Origin of the sequence: Amycolatopsis alkalitolerans (assembly GCF_006152065.1) — a bacterium.
GTDB classification, from domain to species: Bacteria; Actinomycetota; Actinomycetes; order Mycobacteriales; family Pseudonocardiaceae; genus Amycolatopsis_E; species Amycolatopsis_E alkalitolerans.
In genome coordinates this window covers 92,599-116,578 of the sequence record NZ_VDFW01000009.1, presented here as the reverse complement: position 1 = coordinate 116,578, position 23,980 = coordinate 92,599, and the positions used below count along the sequence as shown (strand labels likewise).

General features: G+C 69.6%; 28 protein-coding genes. 14 read left to right on the top strand and 14 right to left on the bottom strand.

What is annotated here, in order from left to right:
• The first annotated feature begins 10 nt into the window (after nucleotides 1-10).
• Nucleotides 11-1,138, top strand: coding sequence for a CAF17-like 4Fe-4S cluster assembly/insertion protein YgfZ (ygfZ, locus tag FG385_RS13275; protein WP_139096995.1), 1,128 nt, complete (start codon nucleotides 11-13; stop codon nucleotides 1,136-1,138).
• Nucleotides 1,139-1,191: 53 nt separating this feature from the next.
• Nucleotides 1,192-1,758 (top strand): RsiG family protein, encoded by a 567-nt coding sequence (locus FG385_RS13270; RefSeq protein ID WP_139097072.1) that lies wholly within the window; start codon nucleotides 1,192-1,194, stop codon nucleotides 1,756-1,758.
• On the opposite strand, the gene FG385_RS13265 is transcribed toward FG385_RS13270, so the two are convergent.
• A complete protein-coding gene (locus FG385_RS13265) occupies nucleotides 1,755-2,648 on the bottom strand; it encodes a hypothetical protein (protein WP_139096994.1) in 894 nt (297 codons plus the stop codon). The genes FG385_RS13270 and FG385_RS13265 overlap by 4 nt on opposite strands.
• A gap of 197 nt (nucleotides 2,649-2,845) precedes the next feature.
• Here FG385_RS13265 and FG385_RS13260 point away from each other — a divergent pair, with 197 nt between their 5' ends.
• The 4 genes from FG385_RS13260 (at nucleotide 2,846) to FG385_RS13245 (ending at nucleotide 5,619) form a co-directional block, all read left to right on the top strand.
• A complete protein-coding gene (locus FG385_RS13260) occupies nucleotides 2,846-3,034 on the top strand; it encodes a DUF3073 domain-containing protein (RefSeq protein ID WP_139096993.1) in 189 nt (62 codons plus the stop codon).
• A gap of 91 nt (nucleotides 3,035-3,125) precedes the next feature.
• Nucleotides 3,126-3,986, top strand: a complete 861-nt coding sequence (locus tag FG385_RS13255) for a 3-hydroxybutyryl-CoA dehydrogenase (RefSeq protein WP_139096992.1) — start codon at nucleotides 3,126-3,128, stop codon at nucleotides 3,984-3,986.
• Nucleotides 3,987-3,988: 2 nt separating this feature from the next.
• The gene (locus FG385_RS13250; RefSeq protein ID WP_139096991.1) at nucleotides 3,989-4,879 is read left to right on the top strand and encodes a Gfo/Idh/MocA family protein; all 891 of its coding nucleotides are present in this window, start codon (nucleotides 3,989-3,991) and stop codon (nucleotides 4,877-4,879) included.
• 137 nt (nucleotides 4,880-5,016) lie between these two features.
• Nucleotides 5,017-5,619 (top strand): VanZ family protein, encoded by a 603-nt coding sequence (locus FG385_RS13245; protein WP_139096990.1) that lies wholly within the window; start codon nucleotides 5,017-5,019, stop codon nucleotides 5,617-5,619.
• Here the strand turns inward: FG385_RS13245 and arfB are convergent.
• From arfB to FG385_RS13205, 8 genes are all read right to left on the bottom strand, one after another.
• Complete coding sequence (gene arfB, locus FG385_RS13240; RefSeq protein ID WP_139096989.1) at nucleotides 5,585-6,019, bottom strand: alternative ribosome rescue aminoacyl-tRNA hydrolase ArfB; 435 nt, start codon at nucleotides 6,017-6,019, stop codon at nucleotides 5,585-5,587. The genes FG385_RS13245 and arfB overlap by 35 nt on opposite strands.
• Nucleotides 6,003-6,269: a type II toxin-antitoxin system RelE family toxin gene (locus FG385_RS13235; RefSeq protein WP_235022547.1), complete on the bottom strand. Its 267-nt coding sequence runs from the start codon at nucleotides 6,267-6,269 to the stop codon at nucleotides 6,003-6,005. The genes arfB and FG385_RS13235 overlap by 17 nt, the downstream gene beginning before the upstream one ends.
• On the bottom strand, nucleotides 6,266-6,541 hold the full coding sequence (locus FG385_RS13230; protein ID WP_139096988.1) for a type II toxin-antitoxin system Phd/YefM family antitoxin: 276 nt from the start codon (nucleotides 6,539-6,541) through the stop codon (nucleotides 6,266-6,268). Before FG385_RS13230 ends, FG385_RS13235 begins: the two co-directional genes overlap by 4 nt.
• Before the next feature lie 41 nt (nucleotides 6,542-6,582).
• Nucleotides 6,583-7,656 carry a phosphoribosylformylglycinamidine cyclo-ligase gene (gene purM / locus FG385_RS13225; RefSeq protein ID WP_139096987.1) on the bottom strand — a complete coding sequence of 358 codons (1,074 nt, stop codon included), beginning with the start codon at nucleotides 7,654-7,656 and terminating at the stop codon, nucleotides 6,583-6,585.
• Between the two features lie 30 nt (nucleotides 7,657-7,686).
• Complete coding sequence (gene purF / locus FG385_RS13220; protein ID WP_139096986.1) at nucleotides 7,687-9,204, bottom strand: amidophosphoribosyltransferase; 1,518 nt, start codon at nucleotides 9,202-9,204, stop codon at nucleotides 7,687-7,689.
• A gap of 92 nt (nucleotides 9,205-9,296) precedes the next feature.
• Nucleotides 9,297-9,680 (bottom strand): hypothetical protein, encoded by a 384-nt coding sequence (locus tag FG385_RS13215; RefSeq protein ID WP_139096985.1) that lies wholly within the window; start codon nucleotides 9,678-9,680, stop codon nucleotides 9,297-9,299.
• Complete coding sequence (locus FG385_RS13210; protein WP_139096984.1) at nucleotides 9,667-9,906, bottom strand: DUF397 domain-containing protein; 240 nt, start codon at nucleotides 9,904-9,906, stop codon at nucleotides 9,667-9,669. Before FG385_RS13210 ends, FG385_RS13215 begins: the two co-directional genes overlap by 14 nt.
• A gap of 235 nt (nucleotides 9,907-10,141) precedes the next feature.
• Nucleotides 10,142-11,020, bottom strand: coding sequence for a helix-turn-helix domain-containing protein (locus tag FG385_RS13205; RefSeq protein ID WP_139096983.1), 879 nt, complete (start codon nucleotides 11,018-11,020; stop codon nucleotides 10,142-10,144).
• Nucleotides 11,021-11,195: 175 nt separating this feature from the next.
• Between FG385_RS13205 and FG385_RS13200 the strand changes: the two genes are divergently transcribed.
• The gene (locus FG385_RS13200) at nucleotides 11,196-12,032 is read left to right on the top strand and encodes an SAM-dependent methyltransferase (RefSeq protein WP_139096982.1); all 837 of its coding nucleotides are present in this window, start codon (nucleotides 11,196-11,198) and stop codon (nucleotides 12,030-12,032) included.
• Here FG385_RS13200 and FG385_RS13195 read toward each other — a convergent pair.
• Entirely contained in the window at nucleotides 12,029-12,409 is a 381-nt protein-coding gene (locus FG385_RS13195) for a sterol carrier family protein (protein WP_139096981.1), read from the bottom strand. The genes FG385_RS13200 and FG385_RS13195 overlap by 4 nt on opposite strands.
• Before the next feature lie 56 nt (nucleotides 12,410-12,465).
• On the opposite strand from FG385_RS13195, the gene FG385_RS13190 reads away from it, so the two are divergent.
• The 4 genes from FG385_RS13190 (at nucleotide 12,466) to FG385_RS13175 (ending at nucleotide 16,208) form a co-directional block, all read left to right on the top strand.
• Complete coding sequence (locus tag FG385_RS13190) at nucleotides 12,466-13,089, top strand: type VII secretion system-associated protein (protein WP_200834434.1); 624 nt, start codon at nucleotides 12,466-12,468, stop codon at nucleotides 13,087-13,089.
• Between the two features lie 96 nt (nucleotides 13,090-13,185).
• The gene (locus FG385_RS13185; protein ID WP_139096979.1) at nucleotides 13,186-13,995 is read left to right on the top strand and encodes a lysozyme; all 810 of its coding nucleotides are present in this window, start codon (nucleotides 13,186-13,188) and stop codon (nucleotides 13,993-13,995) included.
• A gap of 158 nt (nucleotides 13,996-14,153) precedes the next feature.
• Nucleotides 14,154-15,023, top strand: a complete 870-nt coding sequence (locus FG385_RS13180) for a lysozyme (RefSeq protein WP_139096978.1) — start codon at nucleotides 14,154-14,156, stop codon at nucleotides 15,021-15,023.
• A gap of 126 nt (nucleotides 15,024-15,149) precedes the next feature.
• Nucleotides 15,150-16,208 carry a hypothetical protein gene (locus FG385_RS13175; RefSeq protein WP_139096977.1) on the top strand — a complete coding sequence of 353 codons (1,059 nt, stop codon included), beginning with the start codon at nucleotides 15,150-15,152 and terminating at the stop codon, nucleotides 16,206-16,208.
• Here FG385_RS13175 and FG385_RS13170 read toward each other — a convergent pair.
• Complete coding sequence (locus FG385_RS13170; protein ID WP_139096976.1) at nucleotides 16,202-16,786, bottom strand: helix-turn-helix domain-containing protein; 585 nt, start codon at nucleotides 16,784-16,786, stop codon at nucleotides 16,202-16,204. The two genes, FG385_RS13175 and FG385_RS13170, sit on opposite strands and share 7 nt — an antisense overlap.
• Before the next feature lie 13 nt (nucleotides 16,787-16,799).
• On the opposite strand from FG385_RS13170, the gene FG385_RS13165 reads away from it, so the two are divergent.
• Complete coding sequence (locus FG385_RS13165) at nucleotides 16,800-17,309, top strand: GNAT family N-acetyltransferase (RefSeq protein ID WP_235022546.1); 510 nt, start codon at nucleotides 16,800-16,802, stop codon at nucleotides 17,307-17,309.
• Here the strand turns inward: FG385_RS13165 and purL are convergent.
• Nucleotides 17,302-19,590 carry a phosphoribosylformylglycinamidine synthase subunit PurL gene (purL, locus tag FG385_RS13160; RefSeq protein ID WP_139096975.1) on the bottom strand — a complete coding sequence of 763 codons (2,289 nt, stop codon included), beginning with the start codon at nucleotides 19,588-19,590 and terminating at the stop codon, nucleotides 17,302-17,304. The two genes, FG385_RS13165 and purL, sit on opposite strands and share 8 nt — an antisense overlap.
• A gap of 67 nt (nucleotides 19,591-19,657) precedes the next feature.
• Between purL and FG385_RS13155 the strand changes: the two genes are divergently transcribed.
• Together FG385_RS13155 and FG385_RS13150 are read left to right on the top strand one after the other, a co-directional pair.
• On the top strand, nucleotides 19,658-21,232 hold the full coding sequence (locus FG385_RS13155; protein ID WP_139096974.1) for an ABC transporter ATP-binding protein: 1,575 nt from the start codon (nucleotides 19,658-19,660) through the stop codon (nucleotides 21,230-21,232).
• A complete protein-coding gene (locus tag FG385_RS13150; RefSeq protein WP_139096973.1) occupies nucleotides 21,223-22,950 on the top strand; it encodes an ABC transporter ATP-binding protein in 1,728 nt (575 codons plus the stop codon). Before FG385_RS13155 ends, FG385_RS13150 begins: the two co-directional genes overlap by 10 nt.
• Nucleotides 22,951-22,969: 19 nt before the next feature.
• On the opposite strand, the gene purQ is transcribed toward FG385_RS13150, so the two are convergent.
• Nucleotides 22,970-23,644, bottom strand: coding sequence for a phosphoribosylformylglycinamidine synthase subunit PurQ (gene purQ, locus FG385_RS13145; protein WP_139096972.1), 675 nt, complete (start codon nucleotides 23,642-23,644; stop codon nucleotides 22,970-22,972).
• A 70-nt stretch (nucleotides 23,645-23,714) separates the two neighbouring features.
• Nucleotides 23,715-23,951 carry a phosphoribosylformylglycinamidine synthase subunit PurS gene (gene purS, locus FG385_RS13140; protein WP_091517268.1) on the bottom strand — a complete coding sequence of 79 codons (237 nt, stop codon included), beginning with the start codon at nucleotides 23,949-23,951 and terminating at the stop codon, nucleotides 23,715-23,717.
• Between the last annotated feature and the right edge of the window lie 29 nt (nucleotides 23,952-23,980).

Here is a 23,980-nt window from a genome sequence, read left to right as displayed (position 1 = left end):
CATCGACGGTATGACGTATCAGTCGCTGCTTCTCGAGGGGCCGGGCGCCGTCGCCCCGCCGGACGGCCATCCGGAACAGGGCGTGCCCTGGCACTGGGGCGATCCCTTCGCCGAGCAGCGCACCGCCACCAGAAGCGCCGCCGTCGTAGACCGCTCGCACCGTGAGGTGCTGAAGGTGACCGGGCCGGAGCGGCTGTCCTGGCTGCACCTGGTGATCTCGCAGCACGTCACGGAACTGCCGGAAGCGACGGGCACCGAGGCACTGGTGCTGGACAGCCACGGCCATGTCGACACCCATATGGTGCTCGCCCACCTCGGGGAAAGTGTCTACCTGGACTCGGATCCGGGTGCGAAGGCGACGAGCGCGCTGCCCGGGGGCGGGCCGCAGAGCCTGCGTGAGTACCTCGAAGCCATGAAGTTCTGGTCGCAGGTCGAGATTTCCGACGTCACCGGCGACCTGGCCGTGCTGACCCTGCTCGGCCCGGACACCGACCAGATTCTGTCCACTTTGGACATAAAGCTGGCCGCGACGCCGTACGCGGTCGCGGCCGTCGAGGGCGGCTTCGCGCGCCGGATGCCCTGGCCTGGGCGCTCGAGCGTCGACCTGGTGGTGCCACGCCCGGCCATGACCGGCTGGTGGGGCCGCATCACCGATGCGGGCGCCCGCCCCGCGGGCACCTGGGCGTTCGACGCGCTCCGCGTCGAATCGCTGCGCCCCCGCGTCGGCGTCGACACCGACGACCGGACGATCCCGCACGAGGTCGGCTGGATCGGCACGGCGGCCCATGTCGCGAAGGGCTGCTACCGCGGCCAGGAGACCGTGGCGAAGGTGTTCAACGTCGGCCGCCCGCCGCGCCGGATGGTGCTGCTGCACCTCGACGGCTCGCCGGAGATCTACCCCGAGACCGGCGATCCCGTGCGCCTCGGTGACCGGGTGGTGGGCCGGGTCGGCAGCGTCGCGCAGCATCACGAGCTCGGGCCGGTCGCCCTCGCGCTGCTCAAGCGGTCGGCGCCGGTGGACGCGGAACTGCTTGCCGGAGACGAAGATCGAGTGGTCCAGGCGGCCGTCGATCCGGACTCGGTCCCCGCCGAGCACGCCGCCCCAGGGCGAGAAGCGGCCGCGCGCTTGCGCAGCTAGAAATGAACGAACCCGCCCTGGCGCGGCGGGTCGCGATGGAGCAGGATGTCCGCGTGATCGAAGTCCGGCCGGGTGGACGCCGTCGTATCGACCGCGTCCTGAACCCCGGCTACGTGCAGGGCCTCGGCGATCTTTCGCTCGAGGAGCTGCGTGAGCGGCGTGACGAGGCCGCGCAGGAGGAGACCGACCTGTCCTATCTGCGCCGGCTCCTGCACGCCCGGATCGACATCGTGCGCGCCGAGCAGCAGCGCCGCAGCACCGGCGGGCAGAGCAGCATCGTCGAGCAGCTGGCGACGATCCTGTCGGACAACGCGCTGCGCCCGGCCCGCGGCTCGGGTCGCCACCAGGCGCTGGAACCTTCACGCGCCGGCGAGCACCGGCGCCAGGCGGAGGCGCTCGTCGGCAACTCGGACCTGACGGACGTCGGCTCGCACTCCGACGAGAAGCTCGCCGAAATCCTGCGTGACTACGGCGAGGAGGAAAGCTCGGTCTCGGCCCGCCGCCGCGAGGTCCAGGCGGTGGTCGACCTGCTCAACTCGGAGATCGCCACCCGCTACCGCGACCGCACCTCCCTGGTCGACGACCTACTGGCGGCCGAGCGCGCCCGCGACGACGACTAGTTAAAGTGCTCGCGGGCGGCGAGTTCGGCCCAGTACTCGCGCAGGTCGTTGAACAACTCCGCGAGCCGCTCGACGTCGCCCGCGCGCAGCGCTTCGAGGATCCGGTGCACTTCCTCGGCGGACGTGTCCGACTCGAGGATCGGGTCCGCGATCAGCTGGACCAGCCCGCCGTAGTCGAGTTCCACGGCCGAAGCCGGATCGAAGTTCGTCAGCCACCGCTCGGTCTCTTCCAGGATCCGGGTCGGCCCGGAGTCGCCGAGCGTGCTCTCCACCAGTTCGCGGGCTTCGGCCGCCCGCCGGAGCGCGTCCGGCATCGCGACGCGCCAGGACAGCTCGCGTTCGGGATCCTCCTGGCCGGAGCCGAGGTTGAGCCGCTTCTCGGCGGGATCGACGAGGGCGAACCACGGCAGCGGCACGGTCCAGGTGGTCGAAAGCACGTGCACGGCGGCCTTCGGCAGATCGCTGAGTGCCGAGTTCGTCCGCGACCGGACCGTCTCGGCGGTGACCCCGCCGGCGTCGAGCACGGATGCCGTCAACGCGGGCGACGCGTCGCCGAGGAAGCTAACCAGTGCGGCCGCCGAGCGGGCCCTCAGTTCGAGTGGGCAGATGAGCGGACCGGGCCCCACCTCGCCGGGGACATCGGCCGCGTCGAGCACCAGCAGATCGGTCGTGGTGCTGGGTGCGGCTCGGCCGTCGGCGAGCTCCGCGGGCAGCAGCCGGATCGGCGTCGCGGCTTGTGATTTGAGCCACATGCACTGCTCGCGCTCGCCCACCGAGGCCCGGTTCAGGGTGGCGGCTTCGACGGCCTCTTTCAGCTGGTCCGAGGCTGGTTCGCCGAAAGCGGACAGGGGCTCGTACACCCGGAGGTAAGCCACGAACGGTCGAAGCACCACTGAATCGTGGCACGTCGGCGGCCCGCTCCGTGCACCGACCACGCGAAGCCGGCGAGACTCTCGCCACCGGAGCAGGTGCCACGTCGCATTCAACCCCCGCGACAAGGTACGGTGTTGGACAGGAAACAGTTGTCGAGACATGCGGGGCCGCCGTTTCCCCCGGCCGCCCCGTCCCTGTGCGAGGGGGTCGAGCCATGGGGCGCGGCCGGGCTAAGGCCAAGCAGACGAAGGTGGCGCGAGAGCTCAAATACAGCACTCACGACACGGACTTCGATGCTTTGCAGCGCGAGCTGTCAGGTAAGTCCTCTCAGAACTCCCACGACGAGGACGAAAAGTACGAGGACCCGTACGCGGACGAGTACGACGACGACTACCGTCGTTGACGACTGACGAGGCACGAGGGTGGGCACCGGAGGAGAGTCCGGGACCCGCCCTCGTTCCTCGTGATGCGCCGGGTTCGCTGAGGAGGTTTTCGTGGCGGATATCCAGCGCGTAGGCGTCGTGGGTGCCGGACTGATGGGTTCTGGCATCGCCGAAGTGCACGCACGAGCGGGTGCCGAGGTGATGGTCACCGAAGTCAGTCAGCCGGCGCTGGAGTCCGGCCGTGCGCGGATCGAGAAATCGCTGCAGCGCGCGGTCCGCAACGGCAAGCTGCCGGAGTCCGACGCGGAAGCCGCGCTGAAGCGGATCACCTTCACCACCGAGGTGGAGGCGTTCGCTGACCGCGACCTCGTGATCGAGGCCGTCATCGAGCAGGAGGCGGCGAAGGTCGAGATCTTCCGTTCCCTCGACAAGGTCGTCGAGCGCGAGGACGCCATCTTCGCCTCGAACACGTCCTCCATCCCGATCATGAAGCTCGGGATGGCCACCGGCCGTCCCGAGCAGGTGGTGGGCATCCACTTCTTCAACCCGGTCCCGGTGCTGCCGCTCGTCGAACTGGTGCCCTCGCTGCTGACCGGCGAGGAGACGATCAAGCGCGCCGACGAGCACGTGACGGGGCTGCTCGGCAAGACCGTGATCCGCTCGCAGGACCGCGCGGGGTTCATCGTGAACTCGTTGCTCGTGCCCTACCTGCTCTCCGCGATCCGGATGATCGAGTCCGGGTTCGCCTCCGCCGAGGACATCGACCGCGGGATGGAGCTGGGTACCGCGCACCCGATGGGTCCGCTGCGGCTGTCCGATCTCATCGGCCTCGACACGATCAAGGCCATCGCGGAGTCGATGTACGAGGAGTTCAAGGAGCCGCTGTACTCGCCGCCGCCGCTCCTGCTGCGCATGGTGGACGCGGGTCTGCTCGGTAAGAAGAGCGGACGCGGCTTCTACTCCTACTCCTGACCATGGACGAGCCGCTACGCGTCGGCCTGGTCGGCGCGGGCCCGTGGGCGAAGGCCGTGCACGCCCCGGGGCTCGCCGAACATCCCGGCACGACGCTGACCACCGTGTGGGCGCGCCGGCCGGACGCCGCACGCGAGCTCGGTGAGGCGCACGGCGCGTCGGTGTCGCAGAGCCTCCCGGAGTTGCTCGGTCAGGTGGACGCGGTCGCGTTCGCCGTACCGCCGGCCGTGCAGGCCGAGTTCGCGCTGGAAGCCGTCAAGGCGGGCAAGCACGTCATCCTCGAGAAGCCCATAGCACCGGATCTCGAATCCGCGGAGCGGCTCACCGAAGCCGTGCTCGCCGCGGAGGTCGCGAGCCTCGTCATGTTCACGCTGCGGTACGCGGTCGAAACCCGCGAGTGGCTGGACGATCTCGCCGCCGCCGGTGGTTGGAGCGGCGGTTCCGCGCGATGGCTGTCGGGCGCCCTGCTGTCCGGGCCGTACAGCACTTCGCCGTGGCGACACGATAGTGGGGCGCTGGCGGATGTCGGCCCGCACGTGATCGATCTGCTCGACGCCGCGCTCGGCCCGATCGTCGAGGTCGTCGCCGCGCACCGGACGGCCGAAGACCTGTGGCATCTGGTGTTCACCCATGAGGGCGGTGCGGCCAGCACAGCGGCGATGTCCATGCGCCTGCCGGTCGAGCCCACGGTGGCGGAGATCGCTGTGTTCGGTGCGCACGGTTACCGGGCACTCGCTCGTCGCCCGGTCGCGGGAATCGAACGGTTCATCGCCCTGCTTGACGATTTCGCCGCGATGATCGCCACGGGCACCACGATCCATCCCTGCGATGTGCGCCGCGGCCTGCATGTCCAGCGCGTTCTGGAACGGGCGCGGCAAGCCGCCACGCCTTAACACGAACCCGGTTCACGCCTTCGTAACGCCACGCCGAGCGAGCATCGTTTCACCGAAAAGTGCACTCGATCGGCTCTGCCGTTTCCGGGCCCCGCTGCAAAGATCATCTTCGTAGGTGAGTCGGGGAAGGGGTAGGCGTGGCTGTGCTTTCGGCGAGTTTCGGCATTCTGGCTCCGGTGACGATCATCGCGCTCCCGTTCGCGCTGTTCGCGTGGCGGCTGCTGACGAACTGGAGGAGCCGCACCAGGCCGGCACTGTCCGCGGCGACGACATCCGGTCTCGACACCGGGATTGTCGTGATGGCGCTGGAAGTTCTGGCGCTGACGATGATGCCGGTGGGCCACTCGCACGGCAGTTCCCTGCACCTGATGCCCGGCTCGGACATCCTCACCGAGTTCGCCGGCAACGGTTCGCTGTGGCAGATAGCCGGCAACCTGCTCCTGCTTGCCCCCCTCGGCGTGCTGGTGTCGCTGCGTTTCCCGGCACTGCGGTCGATCCGGCGGATCACGGCGCTGGCGTTCGGGGTTTCGGTCGTGCTGGAGCTGACCCAGTACCTGCTGCACGCGGGGCGGGTCACCTCGACCGACGACGTGCTGCTGAACACGCTCGGCGTCGCCGCGAGCGCGACGTTGAGTTGCGGCTGGGCAAGGCGCCCGGTGCCGGTCAAGATCCCGGCGCAGCAGCCGGCGCCGCTGGTCGAGGCGGTCAGTCCTCGTAACGCCGGCGCCGGCCGCGTTTGACCTCGCCGCGGCGTTTCTTCTCGTCGAGCCGGCGCTCCTTGGCACCACGGCTCGGCTTGGTGGGACGGCGTTTCGGCGGCGGCGGGGCCGCGGCATCGCGCAGGAGCGAGACCAGCCGCACCCGAGCCGCCTCCCGGTTGGCGAGCTGAGCGCGATGCTCGCTCGCGGCGATCGTCAGGACTCCGTCCGAGAGCCGCGAGGCCAGCCGGGCGAGCAGCCGTGGCCGCAGATCGTCCGGAATGGACGGCGACCCCGCCACGTCGAAGGACAACTCGACGCGTGAGTCGGCGGTGTTGACCCCCTGCCCGCCCGGCCCGGAGGAGCGGGAGAACCGTTCGCGCAGCTCACCGGCCGGAATCACGAACCGGCGGGTGACGGCAAGATCATCGTCGATAGACATGGGCTCGATGGTCGATGTGCAGAACCTCGACCACGATCTCATCGTCGTCGATTTCGTACAGCACCCGGTACGGTCCGCGCCGCGCCGAATAGGTCCCAGCGAACTCACCGACCAGCGGTTTGCCCAGCCGGTACGGTTCCTGGGCGAGAGGCCCGAAGATGAACGCGACGCAGGCCGACGCGATCTTCTCGGGCAGCTTGTCCAGGTCGCGTTCGGCTCGGGCGGTGAACCGGACCTCGTGGATCGTCACCTCAGGTATTTGGCCTTGATCGCGTCGGTGTCGGCGAAACGTCCAGCCCCGGCGTCTTCGATGCCCTCCCGGAGAGCGTCGGCCACCTCGGGATGCGACAGGATGTCGACCGTTTCCTCCAGCGCCGCCAGGTCGTCAGGCGAGATGAGCACCGCGTCAGGATGACCGTGCCGCGTGATGGTGATCCGGTGGTGGGTCCGCGAAACCTCCACGACCAGTTCCGAGAGCCGGTCGCGGGCCTCTCCGAGCGGAACTTCGGGTGTGCTGGTCATGCCACGAGTATAGCCAAAAGTCTGGGCAAAACCCATAGACCTCAGAACCGGGGATGGTCCCCCGACAGCACGGCGCGCCGATCGGCGTCACCCTCGGCGGCGGCAACCTCGCCCAGCACCCAGGCCGGGACGTGCCGTGCGGTCAGCACCGCGAGCGAGCGGTCGACGTCCTCGGCGCCGATGACCGCCACCATGCCGACGCCCATGTTGAACGTCTTCTCCATCTCGGCACGCTCGACCTTGCCGCGCTGGGCGATCAGCGCGAACACCGGCGCCGGGGTCCAGGTCCCGCGGTCGAGCCGGGCGGTCAGCCCTCGCGGTATCACGCGGGCCAGGTTCGCCTCGAGCCCGCCGCCGGTGATGTGCGCGTACGTGCGCACCTCGGCCTCGGCGGTCAGCGCCAGGCAATCCTTGGCGTAGATCCTCGTCGGCTCCAGCAACTCCTCGCCGAGCGTGCGGCCGAATTCCTCGACATGCCCTTCCAGCGGCATCCGCGCGATCTCCAGCAGCACGTGGCGGGCCAGCGAGTAGCCGTTGGAGTGCAGGCCCGACGATCCCATGGCCACCACGACGTCGCCGGGGCGGACGCGCTCCGGGCCGAGCACGTCCGAAGCGTCGACCACACCGAGCCCGGTCGCGGACAGGTCGTAGTCGTGCTCGCCCATCATCCCGGGGTGCTCGGCGGTTTCCCCGCCCAGTAGCGCGCAGCCGGCCTGGACACAACCGTCGGCGATGCCGCTGACCAGGGCTTCGATCCGCTTCGGCTGGACCTTGCCGACCGCGATGTAGTCCTGCAGGAACAGCGGCTCGGCGCCGGTGACCACCAGATCGTCGACCACCATCGCCACCAGGTCGACGCCGACCGTGTCGTGCTTGTCGAGCGCCTGCGCGACCGCGATCTTCGTGCCGACGCCGTCCGTGGAGGACGCCAGCACGGGCTCCTTCCACTTGTCGAGCTTGAGCGAGAACAGTCCCGCGAACCCGCCGACCCCGCCGAGCACCTCCGGCCTGCTCGCCCGCTCGGCATGCGGTTTGAGCAGTTCGACGGCTTCGTCGCCGGCCTCGATGTCGACGCCCGCGGCGGCGTAGGTTGCAGCGTTCGTGGATTCGCTCACGGCAAGCGGGCTCCAGACTGGTTCCTCGGCTCAGGGACGCCGGACGGCATCCCCAGCACCGTACCCGGCCTGGGTGACGGAAAAGGATGTGCCCGCAGCGTCGTTCACGCTCTCCAGTACGTGCTTGCCGATGAGTGCGTCGTCGGGCAGCGGGATCGGGTACTCACCGCTGAAGCACGCGGTGCACAGGCGCGAGCGCGGCTGCTCGGACGCGGCGACCAGACCGTCCAGCGAGACGTACCCCAGCGAGTCCGCGCCGATGAGCCGGCGGATACCGTCCAGGTCCGCGCCGTTGGCCACCAGCTCCGCACGCGAGGCGAAGTCGATGCCGTAGAAGCACGGCCAGCGCACGGGCGGGGACGCGATCCGTACGTGCACCTCGAGCGCCCCGGCCTCGCGCAGCATGCGGACCAGCGCGCGCTGGGTGTTGCCACGGACGATGGAGTCGTCGACCACGACCAGCCGTTTGCCGCGGATCACGTCGCGCAGCGGGTTGAGCTTGAGCCGGATGCCCAGCTGGCGGATCGTCTGCGACGGCTGGATGAACGTGCGGCCGACGTAGCCGTTCTTCACCAGACCCTGGCCGTACGGCACGCCCGAAGCCTGCGCGTACCCGATCGCGGCCGGGGTGCCGGACTCGGGTACCGGGATGACCAGATCGGCCTCGACCGGGCTCTCCTTCGCGAGCCGTTTGCCGATGTCCACGCGGGTCGCGTGCACGCTGCGGCCGGCGATGGAGGTGTCCGGACGGGCGAGGTAGACGTACTCGAAGACGCAGCCCTTGGGTTCGGGCCCGGCGAACCGCGTCGAGCGCAGGCCTTCGGTGTCGATGGCGATCAGCTCACCCGGCTCGACCTCGCGTACGAACGACGCGCCGATGATGTCCAGCGCCGCCGTCTCGCTCGCGACGACCCAGCCGCGTTCGAGCCTGCCCAGCACGAGCGGGTGCACGCCGTGCGGGTCGCGTGCGGCGTAGAGCGTCTCTTCGTCCGAGAACACCAGGCAGAACGCGCCTCGCAGGGTGGGCAGCAGCTCCGTCGCGGCGGCTTCGATGCCCTTGTCGGCGGCCGTCGCGGCGAGCAGGCCGCAGACAAGGTCGGAGTCACTCGACGACCCGGTCAGCCCCGCGTGGGGCTTGATGCCCGCTTCGCGGGTGCGATCCCGCAGCTCGGCGGTGTTGACCAGATTCCCGTTGTGCGCGAAGGAAAGCCCGCTACCGGTCGCGGTCGTGCGGAACATCGGCTGGGCGTTCTCCCAGGTCGAGGACCCGGTGGTGGAGTAGCGGCAGTGCCCGACGGCGATGTGCCCCTGCAGCGAGGAGAGCACCTGCTCGTCGAAGACCTGGCTGACGAGCCCGAGGTCCTTGAACACGACGATCTGCTTGCCGTCCGACACCGAGATGCCGGCGGCCTCCTGGCCACGGTGCTGCAGCGCGTACAGCCCGTAGTAGGCCATCTTCGCGACTTCCTCGCCCGGCGCCCAGACACCGAACACGCCGCATTCTTCTCGAGGTTCGTTTTCGGGCTGATCATTGTGGTCGGAAACCACGAAAGTGCTCCCTGGAGACGAGGGCTGGCCACCTCAAGTGTAGGTCGCCCCCGGTGAAATCAAGGTCCTCCCCTGCGTGACCTTGATTTCGCTCAGCCGGCGGCGGCGAGCCACTTCGCGCTGCTGCCCCGGCCCGGCACCCAGCAGCCGCTCACTCGGCATGCCAGGTCCTCGCCGTAGGAGTCGGCGAGCGCGAGCAGTTCGTCCAGCACCTCACCGGCGCCGCCGCGGCGGCTCCACAGCCTCCGCTGCGGGGTCAGGATGTCCGCTTCGTCTCCCGGCAGCCGGCTGGCCTCGACGTCGTCCTCGGCGTTGAGCCGGACGACGTCGATGACCGAGCCGTGTGCCCGGATCCCCACGACGGCGACGACGTTGCCGTCGTCATCGCGGGGATGGATGAACTGGTAGCCGCGGTCGATGAGGTCCATCAACCGCGCTTCCATCGAGTCGCGCAGATCTTGCTCAGCTGAGCACATCGTCGAATTCGCCGTCCTTGGCGCCCGCGAGGAACGCGGCCATCTCGTCGCGTGTGTAGACCAGTGCCGGCCCGTCGGGGAAACGCGAGTTGCGCACCGCTATCTCGCCGGAGGCCAGCGGAGCCACCTCGACGCAGTTGCCCATCGCGCCGCTGTACCTGCTCTTGCGCCAGCTGGCGCCGGTCAGCTCGGTGGCCGGCATGCCGTTCGAATGTCGTTTCGCCATCTTCCGCACCCTCCCGATCGACTCGCCTGGTGGTGCATCTGCACGTGCATCTGCACTGGAGGAAAAGCTACCAGGTGTCCGTGCACGAGTAAATGCACGAGTCGATGCACGTGCAGATTCACGGGCTTCTCGTCTACCGCCACGTATCCGTGCAGTTCGGAGCGCACCTGGGCGGGTGAACAAGTCCCCGACGGGCGGGGTCTGAAACTAACTCAGTGTGACGAGATTGCGGGTGCTAGATCTCTGCAATCCGTTTGACAAGCCTTTGTCTGCTTCGATCGGGTGTTTCCGCGTCGACGGTGAGCCGGTCGAAGGCACGGCTGTAGAGTTCGAGTTCGTCGAGCTTCTCGAGGTAGAGGGCGCCGTTGAGGTGCTCGATGTAGGCGATGTTGGGCAGTTCGGGCTCGGCGAACTGCAGCAGCGAGAACGCGCTTTCCGCCGCGAAGCCGCTCGTTTCGAAGGGCACGATCTGCAGCGAGATGTTCGGCATCGCGATCATCTCGACCAGGTACTCCAGCTGCTTCTTCAGCACCCCGTGCCCGCCGACCGGGCGCCCGAGCACCGCCTGGTCCAGTACCGCCCACAACCGGGGCGGTTTCGGGCCGCCAAGCAGCCGCTGCCGCCGCATCCTGATCGCCACCCGGGCTTCCACCTCCGGATCCGAGGTGTCCTGGGCGCCGCGCGAGATCACGGCGCGGGCGTAGTCCTCCGTCTGCAACAGGCCGGGGACGAACATCAGTTCGTAGGTGCGGATGCGGGTGGCGGCCTCTTCCAGGCCGATGTAGTTGTCGAACCAGGTGGGCAGGGTGTCGTTGAAACTGCGCCACCAGCCAGGGCGGTTGGCCTGCTTGACCATCTCCACGGCCCAGGTCCGCTCGGTCTCGTCGTGCACCCCGTACATGGTCAGCAGATCGACCACGTCACGTTCCTTGCAGCCGACCCGGCCCAGTTCCATCCGCGAGATCTTCGATTCGGAGGCCCGGATCTCCCACGCCGCCTGCGCGCGCGTGATGCCGGCCGCTTCGCGCAGCCTGCGCAGTTGGGTGCCGAGAATCATCCGCCGGGCGGTGGGGCCGGCGGCCTGCTCCACGTCGGGAGGACTGGCCTGGGCCATCGGTCAAACCCTCCTGGTGCCGGGGTGCGGGGAGGCAGGAACCGCCCGACTACTCAAGGTACACCGCGGCGAAGCGCGGTCAAGTCTGTAGGCGCATTTACCCGGAGGGCGGCAGTCATTACCCTAGGTGTGCCCTACAACACTCAGCTGATCGTCCCAGTCAGGGAGCCCCTCGATGACGGAAACCGCCCGCACGTACCCCACCGCGGTCCCGGTCGGCGTCGACCCGACCCGCGCGAGCATCGCCCGGGTCTACGACGCGTTTCTCAACGGCAAGGACAACTACGAGATCGACCGTGAGGTACTCAGGGGGGTGCAGAAGGCCGCACCCGAGGCGCAGGAGCTCGCGACCGAGAACCGCGGCTTCCTGATCCGTGCCTGCCGCTTCCTGGCTCTGCAGACCGAGGTCACGCAGTATCTCGACCTCGGGTCCGGTCTGCCCACCGCGGAGAACACTCACCAGGTGGTGCAGCGGATCAAGCCCGAAGCCAAGGTGATCTACGTCGACAACGACCCGGTCGTGCTCGCGCACGGGCGCGCACTGCTGGAGGAGAACGAGCAGACCCACTTCGTCGCGGAGGACATCTTCCAGCCGGAGAAGGTGCTCGAAAACCAGCTCGTCCGGGAGACGTTCGACTTCTCCGAGCCCATCGCGCTGCTGCAGGTCGGCACGCTGCACCACTTCGAAGGCACCCCCGGCGAGCCGGCGGACATCATGCGCCGGTACATCGAGGCCCTCGCGCCCGGTTCCTACGTCGTGGTGAGCCACTTCCTCGACCCGGAGAACGAGCACAGCGTGGTCGCGCGGAGGATGGAGGAGGCGTTCCGGCACAGCATGATGGGCTCGGGCACGTTCCGCACCCACCCCGAGATCGAGGAGCTGTTCGGGGACCTCGAGATGGTCCCGCCCGGGGTCGCGAAATGCGTCGACTGGTGGCCGGACGGCCCGCAGATCAAGCCCCTCAACCAGGTCCAGCACTGCATCGCGGGCGGTATCGGCCGCAAGCGCTAGAGCCGGACGACCGGCAGCCAGTGTGAAAGGTCGGCGCGCAGGCCAGATGCGGTGACCCGGCCCGACTCGACCGCGTCCGTCCACAGCAGACGGCCGGTGGCGAGCTCGAGCCAGGTCTTCGCGTCGGTCTCGATCACGTTGGGCGGGGTGCCGCGCGTATGGCGGGGCCCTTCGACGCATTGCACCGCACCGAATGGCGGCACCCGCACCTCGACACTTCGTCCCGGCGCGTCGGCGGCCAGAGCGCGTAGGCTGAGTCGCACGGCGGCGGCCAGTGCGGGTCGCGCCGGTTTCTCCTCGTTTCCGCTCAACCAACCGGAGGCCGCTGTCACCGCGGCGCGTAACTCTGCGGGGTCGACCGAACGCGAAGGTGGCATGGGAGGAACAGTAGAGTGAACGTCAGTACGAAGGCACGCGAGACGCGGGGTTGAACATGGCGCAGCGGGACGACGCAGACCGGCTCGTACCCAATCTCCCGACCACCAACCGGCCCGGTAAGCCGAAGATCACCGAAGAGATGCGCGCCAACGCGAGGGCCAACCCCAACAGCTGGCTGTACGTCATCGACGAGGCCTTCGATCCCAACGGCCCGGTGCCTTCGTGGGCCGTCGTCGGCGCGTACCCGGTCAACGCGCGCGGCAAGATCGTCGAGGACTTCCACCCCAACGACCGCTACCGCCCCTCGCCGAAGGCGCTCGGTTTCCCGGATCCGGGAAACGAACTCGAGCGGCTGTTGCAACTGGTCCGGACCAACCACCGGCCGGCGGAGGACCTGCCGCCGGTGATCCTCAACGCGACGCTGTTCGTGTACGCGATGTCCCCGCTGCAGCGCACGGTGATCGGCTTCCACAACACCGACGGCCGGGTGCTGGTGCCCGCGTACACGTCGAAGGCGCTCGTCCCGCGCGAATGGCCGCACGCCCGCGCGGTGCTCGGACGTGACATGGTGCCGCTGCTGGCCGGGCATCCGGTGGCGATCAACCCGCACGACGTCATCACCGCGGTGGTGCCGGCCGAGCATCTGGAGTACGCCCTGGCCCGCGAAGCGCGGCGATGAGGACACGCCGGTTTTCACACTACTGAGCGACAACCAACTCGCGAAGTGTGCTCGATAGAGGCATTGTGACCCCCGGAGGTATAGAGGGGAGTCGCTGTGCGTCCATGGAATTCGAGTCTGCGGTGGGGTGCGGCCGTAACCCTGTCGGGTGCCCTGACCGCGGTGGTCACCCCGCCGGCGGCGGCCGCCGCCGACTACAGCCTCGCGGGCAGTACGTCCGCCGGATCGCAGATCGAGAAGGTCGAGGGCATCCAGGGCACGGCCCGCTACCAGGACCTCGACGGCACGCTCGGCCACGACGTCAGCGGGCACCAGGGCGCGGTCGACTGGGGCGCCGCGTGGCAGGCCGGTGGCCGCTTCGTTTACGTCAAGGCCACCGAAGGTACGGGCTACGTCAACCCGCAGTTTGCCCAGCAGTACAGCGGTTCCTATGGCGTCGGCATGATCCGCGGGGCCTACCACTTCGCGCGGCCGGACGTGTCCAGCGGCGCGGAGCAGGCGAACTATTTCGTCGATCACGGCGGCGGCTGGTCCCCGGACGGCAAGACGCTGCCGGGCGCGCTCGACGCGGAGTACAACCCCTATGGCGATGCCTGCTACGGCAAGGATCCGATCGCGATGAGCCTCTGGCTCGCGGACTTTTCGAACACCTACCGTGCGCGCACCGGCCGCTTTCCCGCTATCTACACCTCCACAAGCTGGTGGAACAAGTGCACCGGCGGGAATGCCGGTTTCGGCGCGAACCCGCTGTGGGTGGCCCGGTACAACGACGTCATCGGCGCGCTGCCGCCGAGCTGGCAACATCAGACGATCTGGCAGTACGCCGACGCCGGCTCGCTACCCGGTGATCAGAACCTGTTCGACGGCTCGCTCCAGCGCCTCAGCGATTTCGCGCTCGACCGCTAGCCCAAGGGGGCGAAGACGAAAGTCGGTGAGTTCCTCACCTGGCACGAGATCTTCGCGGAAGCTGGTGACAAGTCGGCATGTCGTCATAAAGAATCACGCGCGGACGGCTCCCTGCAACGACCGTCCAACCGCGAGGGCAACCGAAAGGGCACCATCCCATGTCCATTTCTTCGAGAAGACGCCGGCTCGCTGCCGCCGTCTGTGCGGCATCGGCCGGAGTACTGCTGTCGGGTCTGTTCGTGCCGGCGGATGCCGCCGAAAGCACCACCTCCGTGGCTCAGTACATCGCGCAGCATTCCCACGCGATGGGCTCGCAGATCAGGCGGGTCGAGGGCGATCGGTCCACTCCGGACAGCCGGTCCGCGGCGAGCCGGCCGCAGGGGCTGAACGTCGACGGCGTGACCGCGACCGCCACGGTCCCCGGTATCGACGTGAGCGGCTACCAGGGGAATGTCGACTGGACCAATTACTGGGGCCAGGGCATCCGGTTCGCCTATGTCAAGGCGACCGAGAACACCAACTACACCAATCCGTACTTCGCGCAGCAGTACAACGGTTCGTACAACGTCGGCATGATCCGCGGCGCCTACCATTTCGCGACCCCCAACACCTCGACCGGCGCGGCGCAGGCCAACTACTTCGTGGATCACGGGGGCGGTTGGTCGGCCGACGGCAAGACCCTGCCGGGCGCGCTGGACATGGAGTACAACCCGTACGGCGCGACCTGTTACGGCCTGTCCAAGAGCGCGATGACCGGCTGGATCAGGGACTTCAGCAACACCTACCACGCGCGCACGAACAAGTGGCCCGCCATCTACACGAGCACCAGTTGGTGGAGCCAGTGCGTGGACGGTGACTTCAGCTCGACCAACCCGCTGTGGGTCGCGCGGTACGCCTCGAGCGTCGGCACCCTTCCGTACAACTGGGGTGTTTACACGTTCTGGCAGTACAGCTCGAGCCCCATCGACCAGGACACCTTCAACGGGTCCCTGGACCGGCTCGTGGTGCTGGCGACCAACCACGACTGAAGGAATTGACGCCGGGAGGGCTCCCACCGCGGGCGGGTGGGGGCCCTTTTCGCGTATTTTTTCCTGGAACCAGGCCCGGCGCCGGCACGTCCGAGCGGGCGTAGTGACATGCGAAAGGCGACGCCGATGACGTATCCACCGCAGCCGGGCCAGCCGGATTACGGGCAGCAGCCCGAACCCTACGGGCAGCAGCCCGGCGGGTATCCCCAGTCCGGCGGCTTCCCCCAGCAGCCGCCGGGGCAGCCACAGTACGGGCAGCAGCCCGGATACGGCCAGCCGTACGGCCAGCAGCCGGGCTACACCCAGCCCTATCCCGGCTACGACCAGTCCGGTGGCGGTCAGTATCCGCCGCCGCCCGGTCAGTACCCGCCGGGTATGTACGGTGCTCCCCCGCCGGGCGGTGGTGGCAGCAAGAAGGGCCTGTGGATCGGGCTGACCGTCGGCGCCGTCGTGATCCTCGCCGCCCTCGGCATCACGGGCTTCTGGGCGCCGGGTTTCTTCCTCGGTGGCAGCGGCGGTGACTCCGGTCCCCAGACGACCGCGCAGCAGCTCGTCGACGGGCTCAACAAGCACGACAAGGCCGCGCTCAAGGCACTGGTCTGCTCGAACGCCGAAAGCGATGTCAACGACAAGATCGACGCGGTCGACGACGTGCAGAGCGCGAAGCTGTCCAGCGTGCAGGCCAACGGCGACAAGGCCACCGTGGTCGTCGCGGTCACGGCCGGCGGGGAGAACGGCACCGCGACCGGCGGCCTGCTGAAGCAGAACAACAAGTGGTGCTGGCACGACGTCACGCTCCGGGCCTCGACCAGTTCGGAGCGTTCGTCCTCGCCGTCGTCGCGGACGCGCAGCAGCAGCAGCTCGCCGAGCTCGACCTCCAGTTCCGGTGGCGGCGGGAGCGGCGCCTACCAGGTGACCACGCAGAACTTCCTGTCCAAGGTCAACGGGGGCGACAGCGCGGGCGCGATGGCGCTGGTGTGCAAGGCCGACGTGTCCGACATCGAGCCGAACGTCACGAAGGCGACCTCGCAGGGCGCGAACCTGACGGCGAAGGTTTCGGGGATCGACGGCATCGGCTTCGGCGACGTCAAGGGAACCGTCGGCGGCCAGTCGGTCAGCGGGGGGTTCATCTCGACCGACGAGGCGGACGGCGGCGTCTGCGTCGACAGCTTCGACTTCTACTGACCGGCGGTCATGCGGCCGAGGCCGGGGCGCCTCGGCCGCATGATCAGCGCCGCGACGTAGTACGTGCACGGCAGGTCCGAGTGGTTGGCGTAGGAGAGCGTGACGTCGGCGGCGAGGTACAGCGAGTCGCCTTCGCCGAGGATCACCACCTCGCCGTCGACGGTCAGCGTGAGAGTGCCGTCCTGCACCAGAATGAACTCGTGCGAGCCCGCCGCGTAGGGCGGGTACGTCCCGGCTTCACAGCGCGGGGGCAGGGTCGAGCGGATCCATTCGAAGTTCACCCCCGGCACGACCGGGGTCAGGATGGTGCGCCGCCAGCCACCCGGCTCGTGCACGGTGTCCTGCTCCGCCGCTCGCCGCACGATCACCCGCTCCGGCTGCGTGAGCAGCTGCACCAGCGGCGTGCCGAGGCCGGCGGCGATCCGGTCGAGCACCACGACCGTCGGTGCCTTCGCGCCCCGCTCGACCGCGGAAAGCATGCTCACGCTCACTCCTGAGCGCTCCGCCATTGACTGCAGGGTCAGCCCGCGTTCGGCCCGCGCCGCCTGAATTCGCTCGCCCAGAGCCGTGAGATCCATGTACTCTATAGTAATGGACAGTTCTCCTATGGTGGAAGCGGCGATACCGGAAGATCTCGCGGCGATCGGGGAGATCTACGCCCACTACGTCCAGCACAGCGTGGCGACCTTCGAGCTGACCGCGCCGGACGACGCCGAGTGGAAGCAGCGGTTCGCCTCGGTGACCGAGGCCGGGCTGCCGTTTCTCGTCGCGCGCGTACACGGCGAGGTGGCCGGCTACGCCTACTGCTCACCGTGGAAGGCGCGCCCCGCCTACCGGTACACGGTCGAGGACTCGATCTACCTCGCGCCCGCCGCCGCCGGTCGTGGCGTCGGCGGCCGGCTGCTCGACGAGCTGCTCGCGCGGTGCGCGGACGCGGGCATTCGCGAGGTGATCGCCGTGATCGCGGACCCGGGACCGCAAAACCCCTCCCCGTTCCTGCATCGCCGCCGCGGTTTCACCGACGCCGGCCGCCTCACCGGCGTCGGGTTCAAGCACGGGCGCCGGCTGGACACCCTGCTCATGCAGAAGACCCTCAGCTGAACAGCTTCGGCAGCGTCCCCTCCCACGCCTCGCGCAGCTCGGCGATGGGGAACGTGGCCACGTCCTGGATCTCCAGCGACTCCGACTCCGGATCCACCACGCCGGTCTTGCGCCACGGCAGCCCGCGTGCGCTGCACATCTCGGTGAACCGCAGCTCCTCCGTCCGCGGGACCGCGACCAGCACCCGGCCCGAGGACTCGGAGAACAGCTGCACGAACGGGTCCGCGTCCTCGTCGAGCACGATCCGCGCGCCGCACTGACCGGTCAGCACCGTCTCGGCGAGGGTCTGCGCCAGCCCGCCGTCCGACAGGTCGTGCGCGGCGGAGATCATGCCGTCGCGCGAACCGGCGACGAGGATCTCCGCGAGCAGCCGCTCGCGCTCGAGGTCGACCTTCGGCGGGCGGCCGCCGAGGTGACCGTGCACGACCTGCGCCCACGCCGAGCCGTCCAGCTCGTCAAGCGTGTCACCGAGGAGGATCAGCGTCTCCCCGGCCTCGGCGCCGATCCCCGCCGGGATGCGGCGGCGGACGTCGTCGATCACGCCGAGCACGCCGACCACCGGGGTCGGCAGGATCGCGGTCTCCCCGGTCTGGTTGAAGAAGCTGACATTGCCGCCGGTCACCGGGACGCCCAGCTGAGCGCACCCGTCGGCGAGCCCGTGCACGGCCTGCTCGAACTGCCACATCACGCCCGGGTCGGTCGGCGCGCCGAAGTTGAGGCAGTTGGTCACCGCCAGCGGCGTCGCCCCGCTCGTGGCGACGTTGCGGTAGGACTCCGCGAGCGCGAGCTGCGTGCCGACATACGGGTCCAGGTACACGAACCGGGCGTTGCAGTCGGTCGAGACCGCGACCCCGCGGCCGGTGCGCTCGTCGACGCGGATCAGTCCCGAGTCGGCGGGCTGCGCGAGCACGGTGTTGCCGCGGACGTACCGGTCGTACTGGTCGGTGACGAAGTCCTTCGCCGCCTGGTTCGGCGAAGAGATCACGCGCAGCAGCGTCTCGCGGATCTCCTCGGCCCCCGAGGGCCGGGCCAGGCGCGCGGTGCCGTCCGACTGAATACTGTCCTGAGTGGACGGACGGACGACCGGCCGGTCGTACACCGGGCCCTGGTGCGCGACGGTGCGCGGCGGCACGTCCACCACGGTCTCCCCGCGCCAGGTGATGACCAGGTGCTCGCCGTCGGTGACCTCACCGATCTCGGTCGCGATGACGTCCCATTTGCGGCAGATCGCCATGAACTCGTCCACTTTGGACGGTTCGACGACCGCGCACATGCGCTCCTGCGACTCGCTGGAGAGGATCTCCGCCGCGGTCATCCCGCTCGCGCGCAGCGGCACCCGGTCCAGCTCGATGTGCATCCCGCCGTCACCGGCCGCGGCGAGTTCAGAGGTCGCGCACGAGAGCCCCGCTCCGCCGAGGTCCTGGATGCCGACCACGAGCTTCTTCGAGAACAGCTCCAGGCAGCATTCGATGAGCACCTTCTCGGTGAACGGGTCACCGACCTGGACGCTCGGCAGTTTCTTGCGGCCGCCGGCCGACTCGTCACCGGAGAACGTTTCGCTGGCGAGCACGGACACACCGCCGATCCCGTCGAGGCCGGTGCGCGCGCCGAACAGGATGATCTTGTTGCCGGTGCCCGAGGCGAAGGCCAGGTGCAGGTCCTCGGTGCGCATCGCGCCGATGCACATCGCGTTCACCAGCGGGTTGCCGGCGTAGCTCTCGTCGAACACGACCTCGCCGCCGACGTTCGGCAGGCCGAGGCAGTTGCCGTACCCGCCGACCCCGGCGACGACCCCGGGCAGCACGCGCCGGGTGTCGGGTGCCTCGGCCGGGCCGAAGCGCAGCGCGTCGGCGACCGCGATCGGCCGGGCACCCATCGCGAGGATGTCGCGCACGATCCCGCCGACCCCCGTCGCGGCGCCCTGATAAGGCTCCACATAGGACGGATGGTTGTGGCTTTCGACCTTGAACGTGACGGCCCAGCCGTCGCCGATGTCGACCACGCCGGCGTTCTCCCCGATCCCGGCGAGCATCTTGGCCTTCATCTCGGGCGTGGTCGTCTCGCCGAAGTACCGCAGGTGCTTCTTCGAGGACTTGTACGAGCAGTGCTCGCTCCACATCACCGAGTACATGGCGAGCTCGGCATCGGTGGGGCGGCGGCCGAGGATCTCGCGGATCCGGGCGTACTCGTCCTCGGCGAGACCGAGTTCGAGGTAGGGCTGCGGGGTGTCGGGCGTATCGGCGGCGCGCGCGGTCGTGTCGATGACCAGGGTTTCCGTCACGCCCCCCAGGGTAACGGGGCGAGAAAATCGGTCGCCTCGGACACTTCGGGTCCATACCGTTGAGCGAGTGCGTCTGCCATCACGGCTCACCCCTTTGCGCTTCCTCGGCGCCCTGCTCAGGGCCCGGCCCTCGCTGGCTGTGGCCGGCTGTGTGCTGGGCGCGGTGTCGCTGCTGCCCGCCGCGCTGCTGCCGCTCGTGATGGGAAACACGGTCGACGCGGTCGCGGCGGGGCGGCCGATCTGGGGGCAGGCCGGTCTCATCGCGGGGCTCGCGGTGGTGCAGGCGGTGTTCGTCACCGGGCTGATCTACGCGATGCACGGGTTGTGGCTGCACGGAGCGGCGACGGCGCAGCGGGTGGTCGCCGACCACACCGCGCGGCTGGGGGCGTCGCTGCGGGCACAGGCCGCGACCGGTGACGTGATGGCGATCTCCTCCAGCGACGTCGGCCGGATCGGCAACGCGATCGAGATGGTCGGGCGGATGTTCGGCGCGGCGGTGGCGTTCCTCGTCGTCGGTGTCGCCCTGCTGTTCCTCTCGCCGCTGCTCGGCGCGGTCGCGATGGTGGGCGTGCCGCTCGCGGTGCTGAGCATGGGACGGCTGATCGCGCCGCTGCAGAAGCGCAAGGGCGTCCAGCGCGACGAGCTCTCGGAGGTCAACGGCATCGCCTCGGACATCGTGTCGGGCCTGCGGATCCTTCGCGGCGTCGGCGGGGAACGGCAGTTCCTCCACCGGTTCCGCGCGGCGAGCCAGCGCGTGCGGCGCGCCGGGGTCGAGGTGGCCCGCAGCGAGTCGTGGCTGATGGCCGCCGAGGTGCTGCTGCCGGGGCTGGTCGCGGTCGCCATCACCTACCTGGGCGCGCGGCTCGCGGCCGCGGGCACGATCGGCGTGGGTGAACTGGTCACCTTCTACGCCGCCTCGGCGTTCCTCGTGGTGCCGGTCAGCACCGCGACGGAGTTCACCGAAGCACTGGCCTCGGCGCTGGTGTCGGCGAAGAAGATCTGCGGGGTGCTGAGCCTGCGGCCCTCCCTGCCCGAGCCGGCAGAGCCGGTCGCGCTGCCGGCGGGGCCGCTGGAACTGCACGACAGCGAGACCGGGTTCACCGCGGTGGCCGGCAAGCTGACCGTGATCGACGCGGGTTCGCGGGCCGAGGCGCTCGCCGAGCGGATGGCCCGGTTCGCCGACCCCGCACCCGGCGAGAAGGTGCTGGTCTCGGGCGTGCCCGCGGATCATGTATCCCTGGCCGAGTTGCGTGCCCGGGTGGTCTACGCGCACAACCAGGACCTGTGGTTCTCCGGTCCGCTGCGCGAGCAACTGGTGCCCGGGCAGCGCGCGGAGTCCGCGTTGCGGGCCGCCGACGCGGACGACATCGTGGCCGGTTTCCCCGGCGGCCTCGACGAGTTGATCGGCGAACGCGGCCGCGAGGTGTCCGGTGGTCAGCGCCAGCGACTGAGCCTGGCCCGCGCGCTCTCGCTGGACGCGGACACGCTCCTGCTCGACGAGCCGACTTCGGCGGTCGACACGCACACCGAGGCGCGGATCACCGAGCGGATCGCGGAGCTGCGCCGCGGAAAGACGACGGTGGTGTTCACCGAGAGTCCATTGTGGACTCTCGTGGCGGATGAGGTGATCTCGTGCCGGTGAGGCTGCCGCTCGCGACGGCGCGGGCGGCCAGGCAGTGGCTGCGCGTGGCGCTGCGCGCGCATCGAAGAGCGTTCATCACGGTGATCGGGCTGTTCAGCCTGGCCGCGGTGGCCGGGCTCGCGGGTCCGCAGATCCTGGGCTACCTGGTCGACTCGGTCGCGTCCGGACGCGTGGACATCGAGCTGCCCGCGCTGCTGTTCGTGGTGCTGCTGCTGGTGCAGGCGGCGCTGAAGCGGACCGCGCGGGTGCACGCCGGCATGCTCGGCGAGCGGATCCTGGCCGAGACCAGGGAACGGTTCGTCGGGGAGTCGCTGCGGCTGCCGCTGAGCACGGTCGAGGCGGCGGGCACGGGCGACCTGCTGAGCCGGGCGACCACGGACGCCGGCCGGATCGACCACGCGGTACGCAACGCGCTCCCGCAGATCGCCGTCGCCGGGATGACAGTGCTGGCCACCGTGGTCGCGATGGTGGTGACCTCGCCGCTGCTGTCGCTCGGGCTCCTGGTCGCGGTGCCGCTGCTGTACATCTCGTCGCGCTGGTACTGGGCGCGCATCCCGTCGACGGTCGAGCGGATGCTCGACGCCTGGGCCGATGTGCAGAGCGGCCTGCACGAGACGGCGGACGGCGCGCGTACCGCCGAGGCGCTGGGCCAGATCGAGCGCCGGGTCACGCTCGGGCGGCGGACGCTCGGCGGAGCGGTCGACGGTGAGCTGGCGCTGCGGCGGCTGACGGTTCGCTGGGTGCCCTGGGTGCAGCTGTCGCAGGTGCTGCCCATCGCGGTACTGATCCTGCTGGGCGCGTGGGCGTACAGTCGCGGGCTGGTCGGGCTCGGCACCATCACCACGATGGCCGTGTACCTGCAGGCGCTCGCCGGTCCGCTGGAGGAGCTGCTGTGGTGGACCGAGGACGTGCTGGTCTCGGGCACGGCCTTGCGGCGGGTGCTGGGTGTCCGGGGCGCGGAGCGGACCGGGCGCGGACGGCCGCGCGGCCGGGAGCTGGTGGTGCGCGACGTGCGCTACGGCTACACGGCCGGCCGGGAAGTGCTGCACGGGATCGACCTGCGGATCCCGCCTGGCGAGCGGCTCGCGATCGTCGGACCGTCGGGTGCGGGTAAGTCGACCCTGGGCCGGTTGCTGGCCGGGGTCGCGGCGCCGCATTCGGGTTCGGTGACCGTCGGTGGCGCGGAGGTTTCGGCACTGGCCGAGGACGTGCTGCGCGGCGAGGTGCTGTTGCTGACGCAGGAGCACCACGTGTTCGCCGGCACCCTGAGGGAGAACCTGACGCTCCCCGCGGGCGAGTGGAGCGACGCGGATCTGGCGCGGGCGCTGGACGCCACCGGCCTGACCGGCTGGTTCGCCGGCCTGCCCGACGGGCTCGGTACCCGGCTCGGCGCGGGTGCTCTGGCGGTGCCGGCCGCGGTGGCGCAGCAGCTCGCGCTGGCCCGAGTGGTGCTGGCCGACCCGCACACGGTGGTCCTCGACGAGGCGACGTCACTGCTGGACACCTCGTCGGCACGGCAGCTGGAACGCTCCCTGAACGGCGTACTCGAAGGCCGGACCGTGATCGCGATCGCGCACCGGCTGCACACCGCGGCCGCGGCCGACCGCGTGGCCGTGCTCGAGGACGGGCGGATCACCGAGCTGGGCTCGCACCCGGAGCTACTGGCCGCCGGCGGCGCGTACGCCTCCCTGGTCCGCGCCGCGGCGGTGGCCGTGTGACCTGGCGCCCGCGGCGGGCTCAGGCGCTGGCGACCAGGGCGTCGACGGCCGAGTAGAACATCCCGAGCCCGTCGTCAGACGGCCCCGTGAGCGCGTCGATCGCGTGCTCCGGATGCGGCATCAGACCGACCACCCGCCCGTTCGCGCTGGTGACGCCCGCGATGTCGTTGCGCGAGCCGTTCGGGTTCACGCCCACGTACCGGAACACCACCCGGCCCTCGCCCTCCAGTTCATCCAAAGTGGACTGGTCGGCGACGTAACAGCCCTCGCCGGACTTCAGCGGGATCAGGATCTCCGCGCCCTTTTCGTAGCGAGTGGTCCACGTGGTCGCGTTGTTCTCCACCCGCAGCCACTGGTCGCGGCACACGAAGTGCAGGTTCTCGTTGCGCACCAGCGCTCCCGGCAGCAGCCCGGCCTCGCACAGGATCTGGAAACCGTTGCAGATGCCGAGGACCGGCATGCCCTTCCCGGCCGCCTCGACGACCGAGTTCATCACCGGTGCGAACCGGGCGATCGCGCCGCAGCGCAGGTAGTCACCGTAGGAGAAGCCGCCGGGCACGATCACCGCGTCGACCTCGCGCAGGTCCTCGTCGGCGTGCCACAGCGACACGGCTTCGGCGTCGGCGTACCGGACCGCGCGGGCCGCATCGACGTCGTCGAGCGTGCCGGGGAACGTGATCACACCGATCTTCACGACAGCCTCCGTGCCTTGCGGGACACCCGCACCCGGTCGGCGGTCGTGACCGGGGCTTCGCCATTGTCGCTCACGACAGCCTCCGAACGGTCCACTCCTCGATCACCGGGTTCGCGAGGAACCCCTCGGCGATCTTCGCCAGCGTCTCGTCGTCGACCGAGTCGTCGACCTCGAGCTCGAAATGCTTGCCCTGCCGGACCTCGGTCACCCCGGTGAAGCCCAGCCGCGGCAGGGCACCTGCCACGGCCTGGCCTTGCGGGTCCAGGATCTCGGGTTTGGGCATGACGTCGACCACGACTCGGGCCACGGCGGGGGCTCCCATGTCTTCGCAGGTAG

What these genes read in the sequence shown, in the direction of transcription:
- ygfZ (WP_139096995.1), top strand. Translation starts at nt 11, where the DNA reads ATGACGTATCAGTCGCTGCTTCTCGAGGGGCCGGGCGCCGTCGCCCCG.
- FG385_RS13260 (WP_139096993.1), top strand. Translation starts at nt 2,846, where the DNA reads ATGGGGCGCGGCCGGGCTAAGGCCAAGCAGACGAAGGTGGCGCGAGAG.
- FG385_RS13250 (WP_139096991.1), top strand. Translation starts at nt 3,989, where the DNA reads ATGGACGAGCCGCTACGCGTCGGCCTGGTCGGCGCGGGCCCGTGGGCG.
- arfB (WP_139096989.1), bottom strand. Translation starts at nt 6,019, where the DNA reads ATGTCTATCGACGATGATCTTGCCGTCACCCGCCGGTTCGTGATTCCG.
- FG385_RS13230 (WP_139096988.1), bottom strand. Translation starts at nt 6,541, where the DNA reads ATGACCAGCACACCCGAAGTTCCGCTCGGAGAGGCCCGCGACCGGCTC.
- FG385_RS13215 (WP_139096985.1), bottom strand. Translation starts at nt 9,680, where the DNA reads ATGTGCTCAGCTGAGCAAGATCTGCGCGACTCGATGGAAGCGCGGTTG.
- FG385_RS13210 (WP_139096984.1), bottom strand. Translation starts at nt 9,906, where the DNA reads ATGGCGAAACGACATTCGAACGGCATGCCGGCCACCGAGCTGACCGGC.
- FG385_RS13205 (WP_139096983.1), bottom strand. Translation starts at nt 11,020, where the DNA reads ATGGCCCAGGCCAGTCCTCCCGACGTGGAGCAGGCCGCCGGCCCCACC.
- FG385_RS13200 (WP_139096982.1), top strand. Translation starts at nt 11,196, where the DNA reads ATGACGGAAACCGCCCGCACGTACCCCACCGCGGTCCCGGTCGGCGTC.
- FG385_RS13195 (WP_139096981.1), bottom strand. Translation starts at nt 12,409, where the DNA reads ATGCCACCTTCGCGTTCGGTCGACCCCGCAGAGTTACGCGCCGCGGTG.
- FG385_RS13190 (WP_200834434.1), top strand. Translation starts at nt 12,466, where the DNA reads ATGGCGCAGCGGGACGACGCAGACCGGCTCGTACCCAATCTCCCGACC.
- FG385_RS13180 (WP_139096978.1), top strand. Translation starts at nt 14,154, where the DNA reads ATGTCCATTTCTTCGAGAAGACGCCGGCTCGCTGCCGCCGTCTGTGCG.
- FG385_RS13175 (WP_139096977.1), top strand. Translation starts at nt 15,150, where the DNA reads ATGACGTATCCACCGCAGCCGGGCCAGCCGGATTACGGGCAGCAGCCC.
- FG385_RS13170 (WP_139096976.1), bottom strand. Translation starts at nt 16,786, where the DNA reads ATGGATCTCACGGCTCTGGGCGAGCGAATTCAGGCGGCGCGGGCCGAA.
- FG385_RS13165 (WP_235022546.1), top strand. Translation starts at nt 16,800, where the DNA reads ATGGACAGTTCTCCTATGGTGGAAGCGGCGATACCGGAAGATCTCGCG.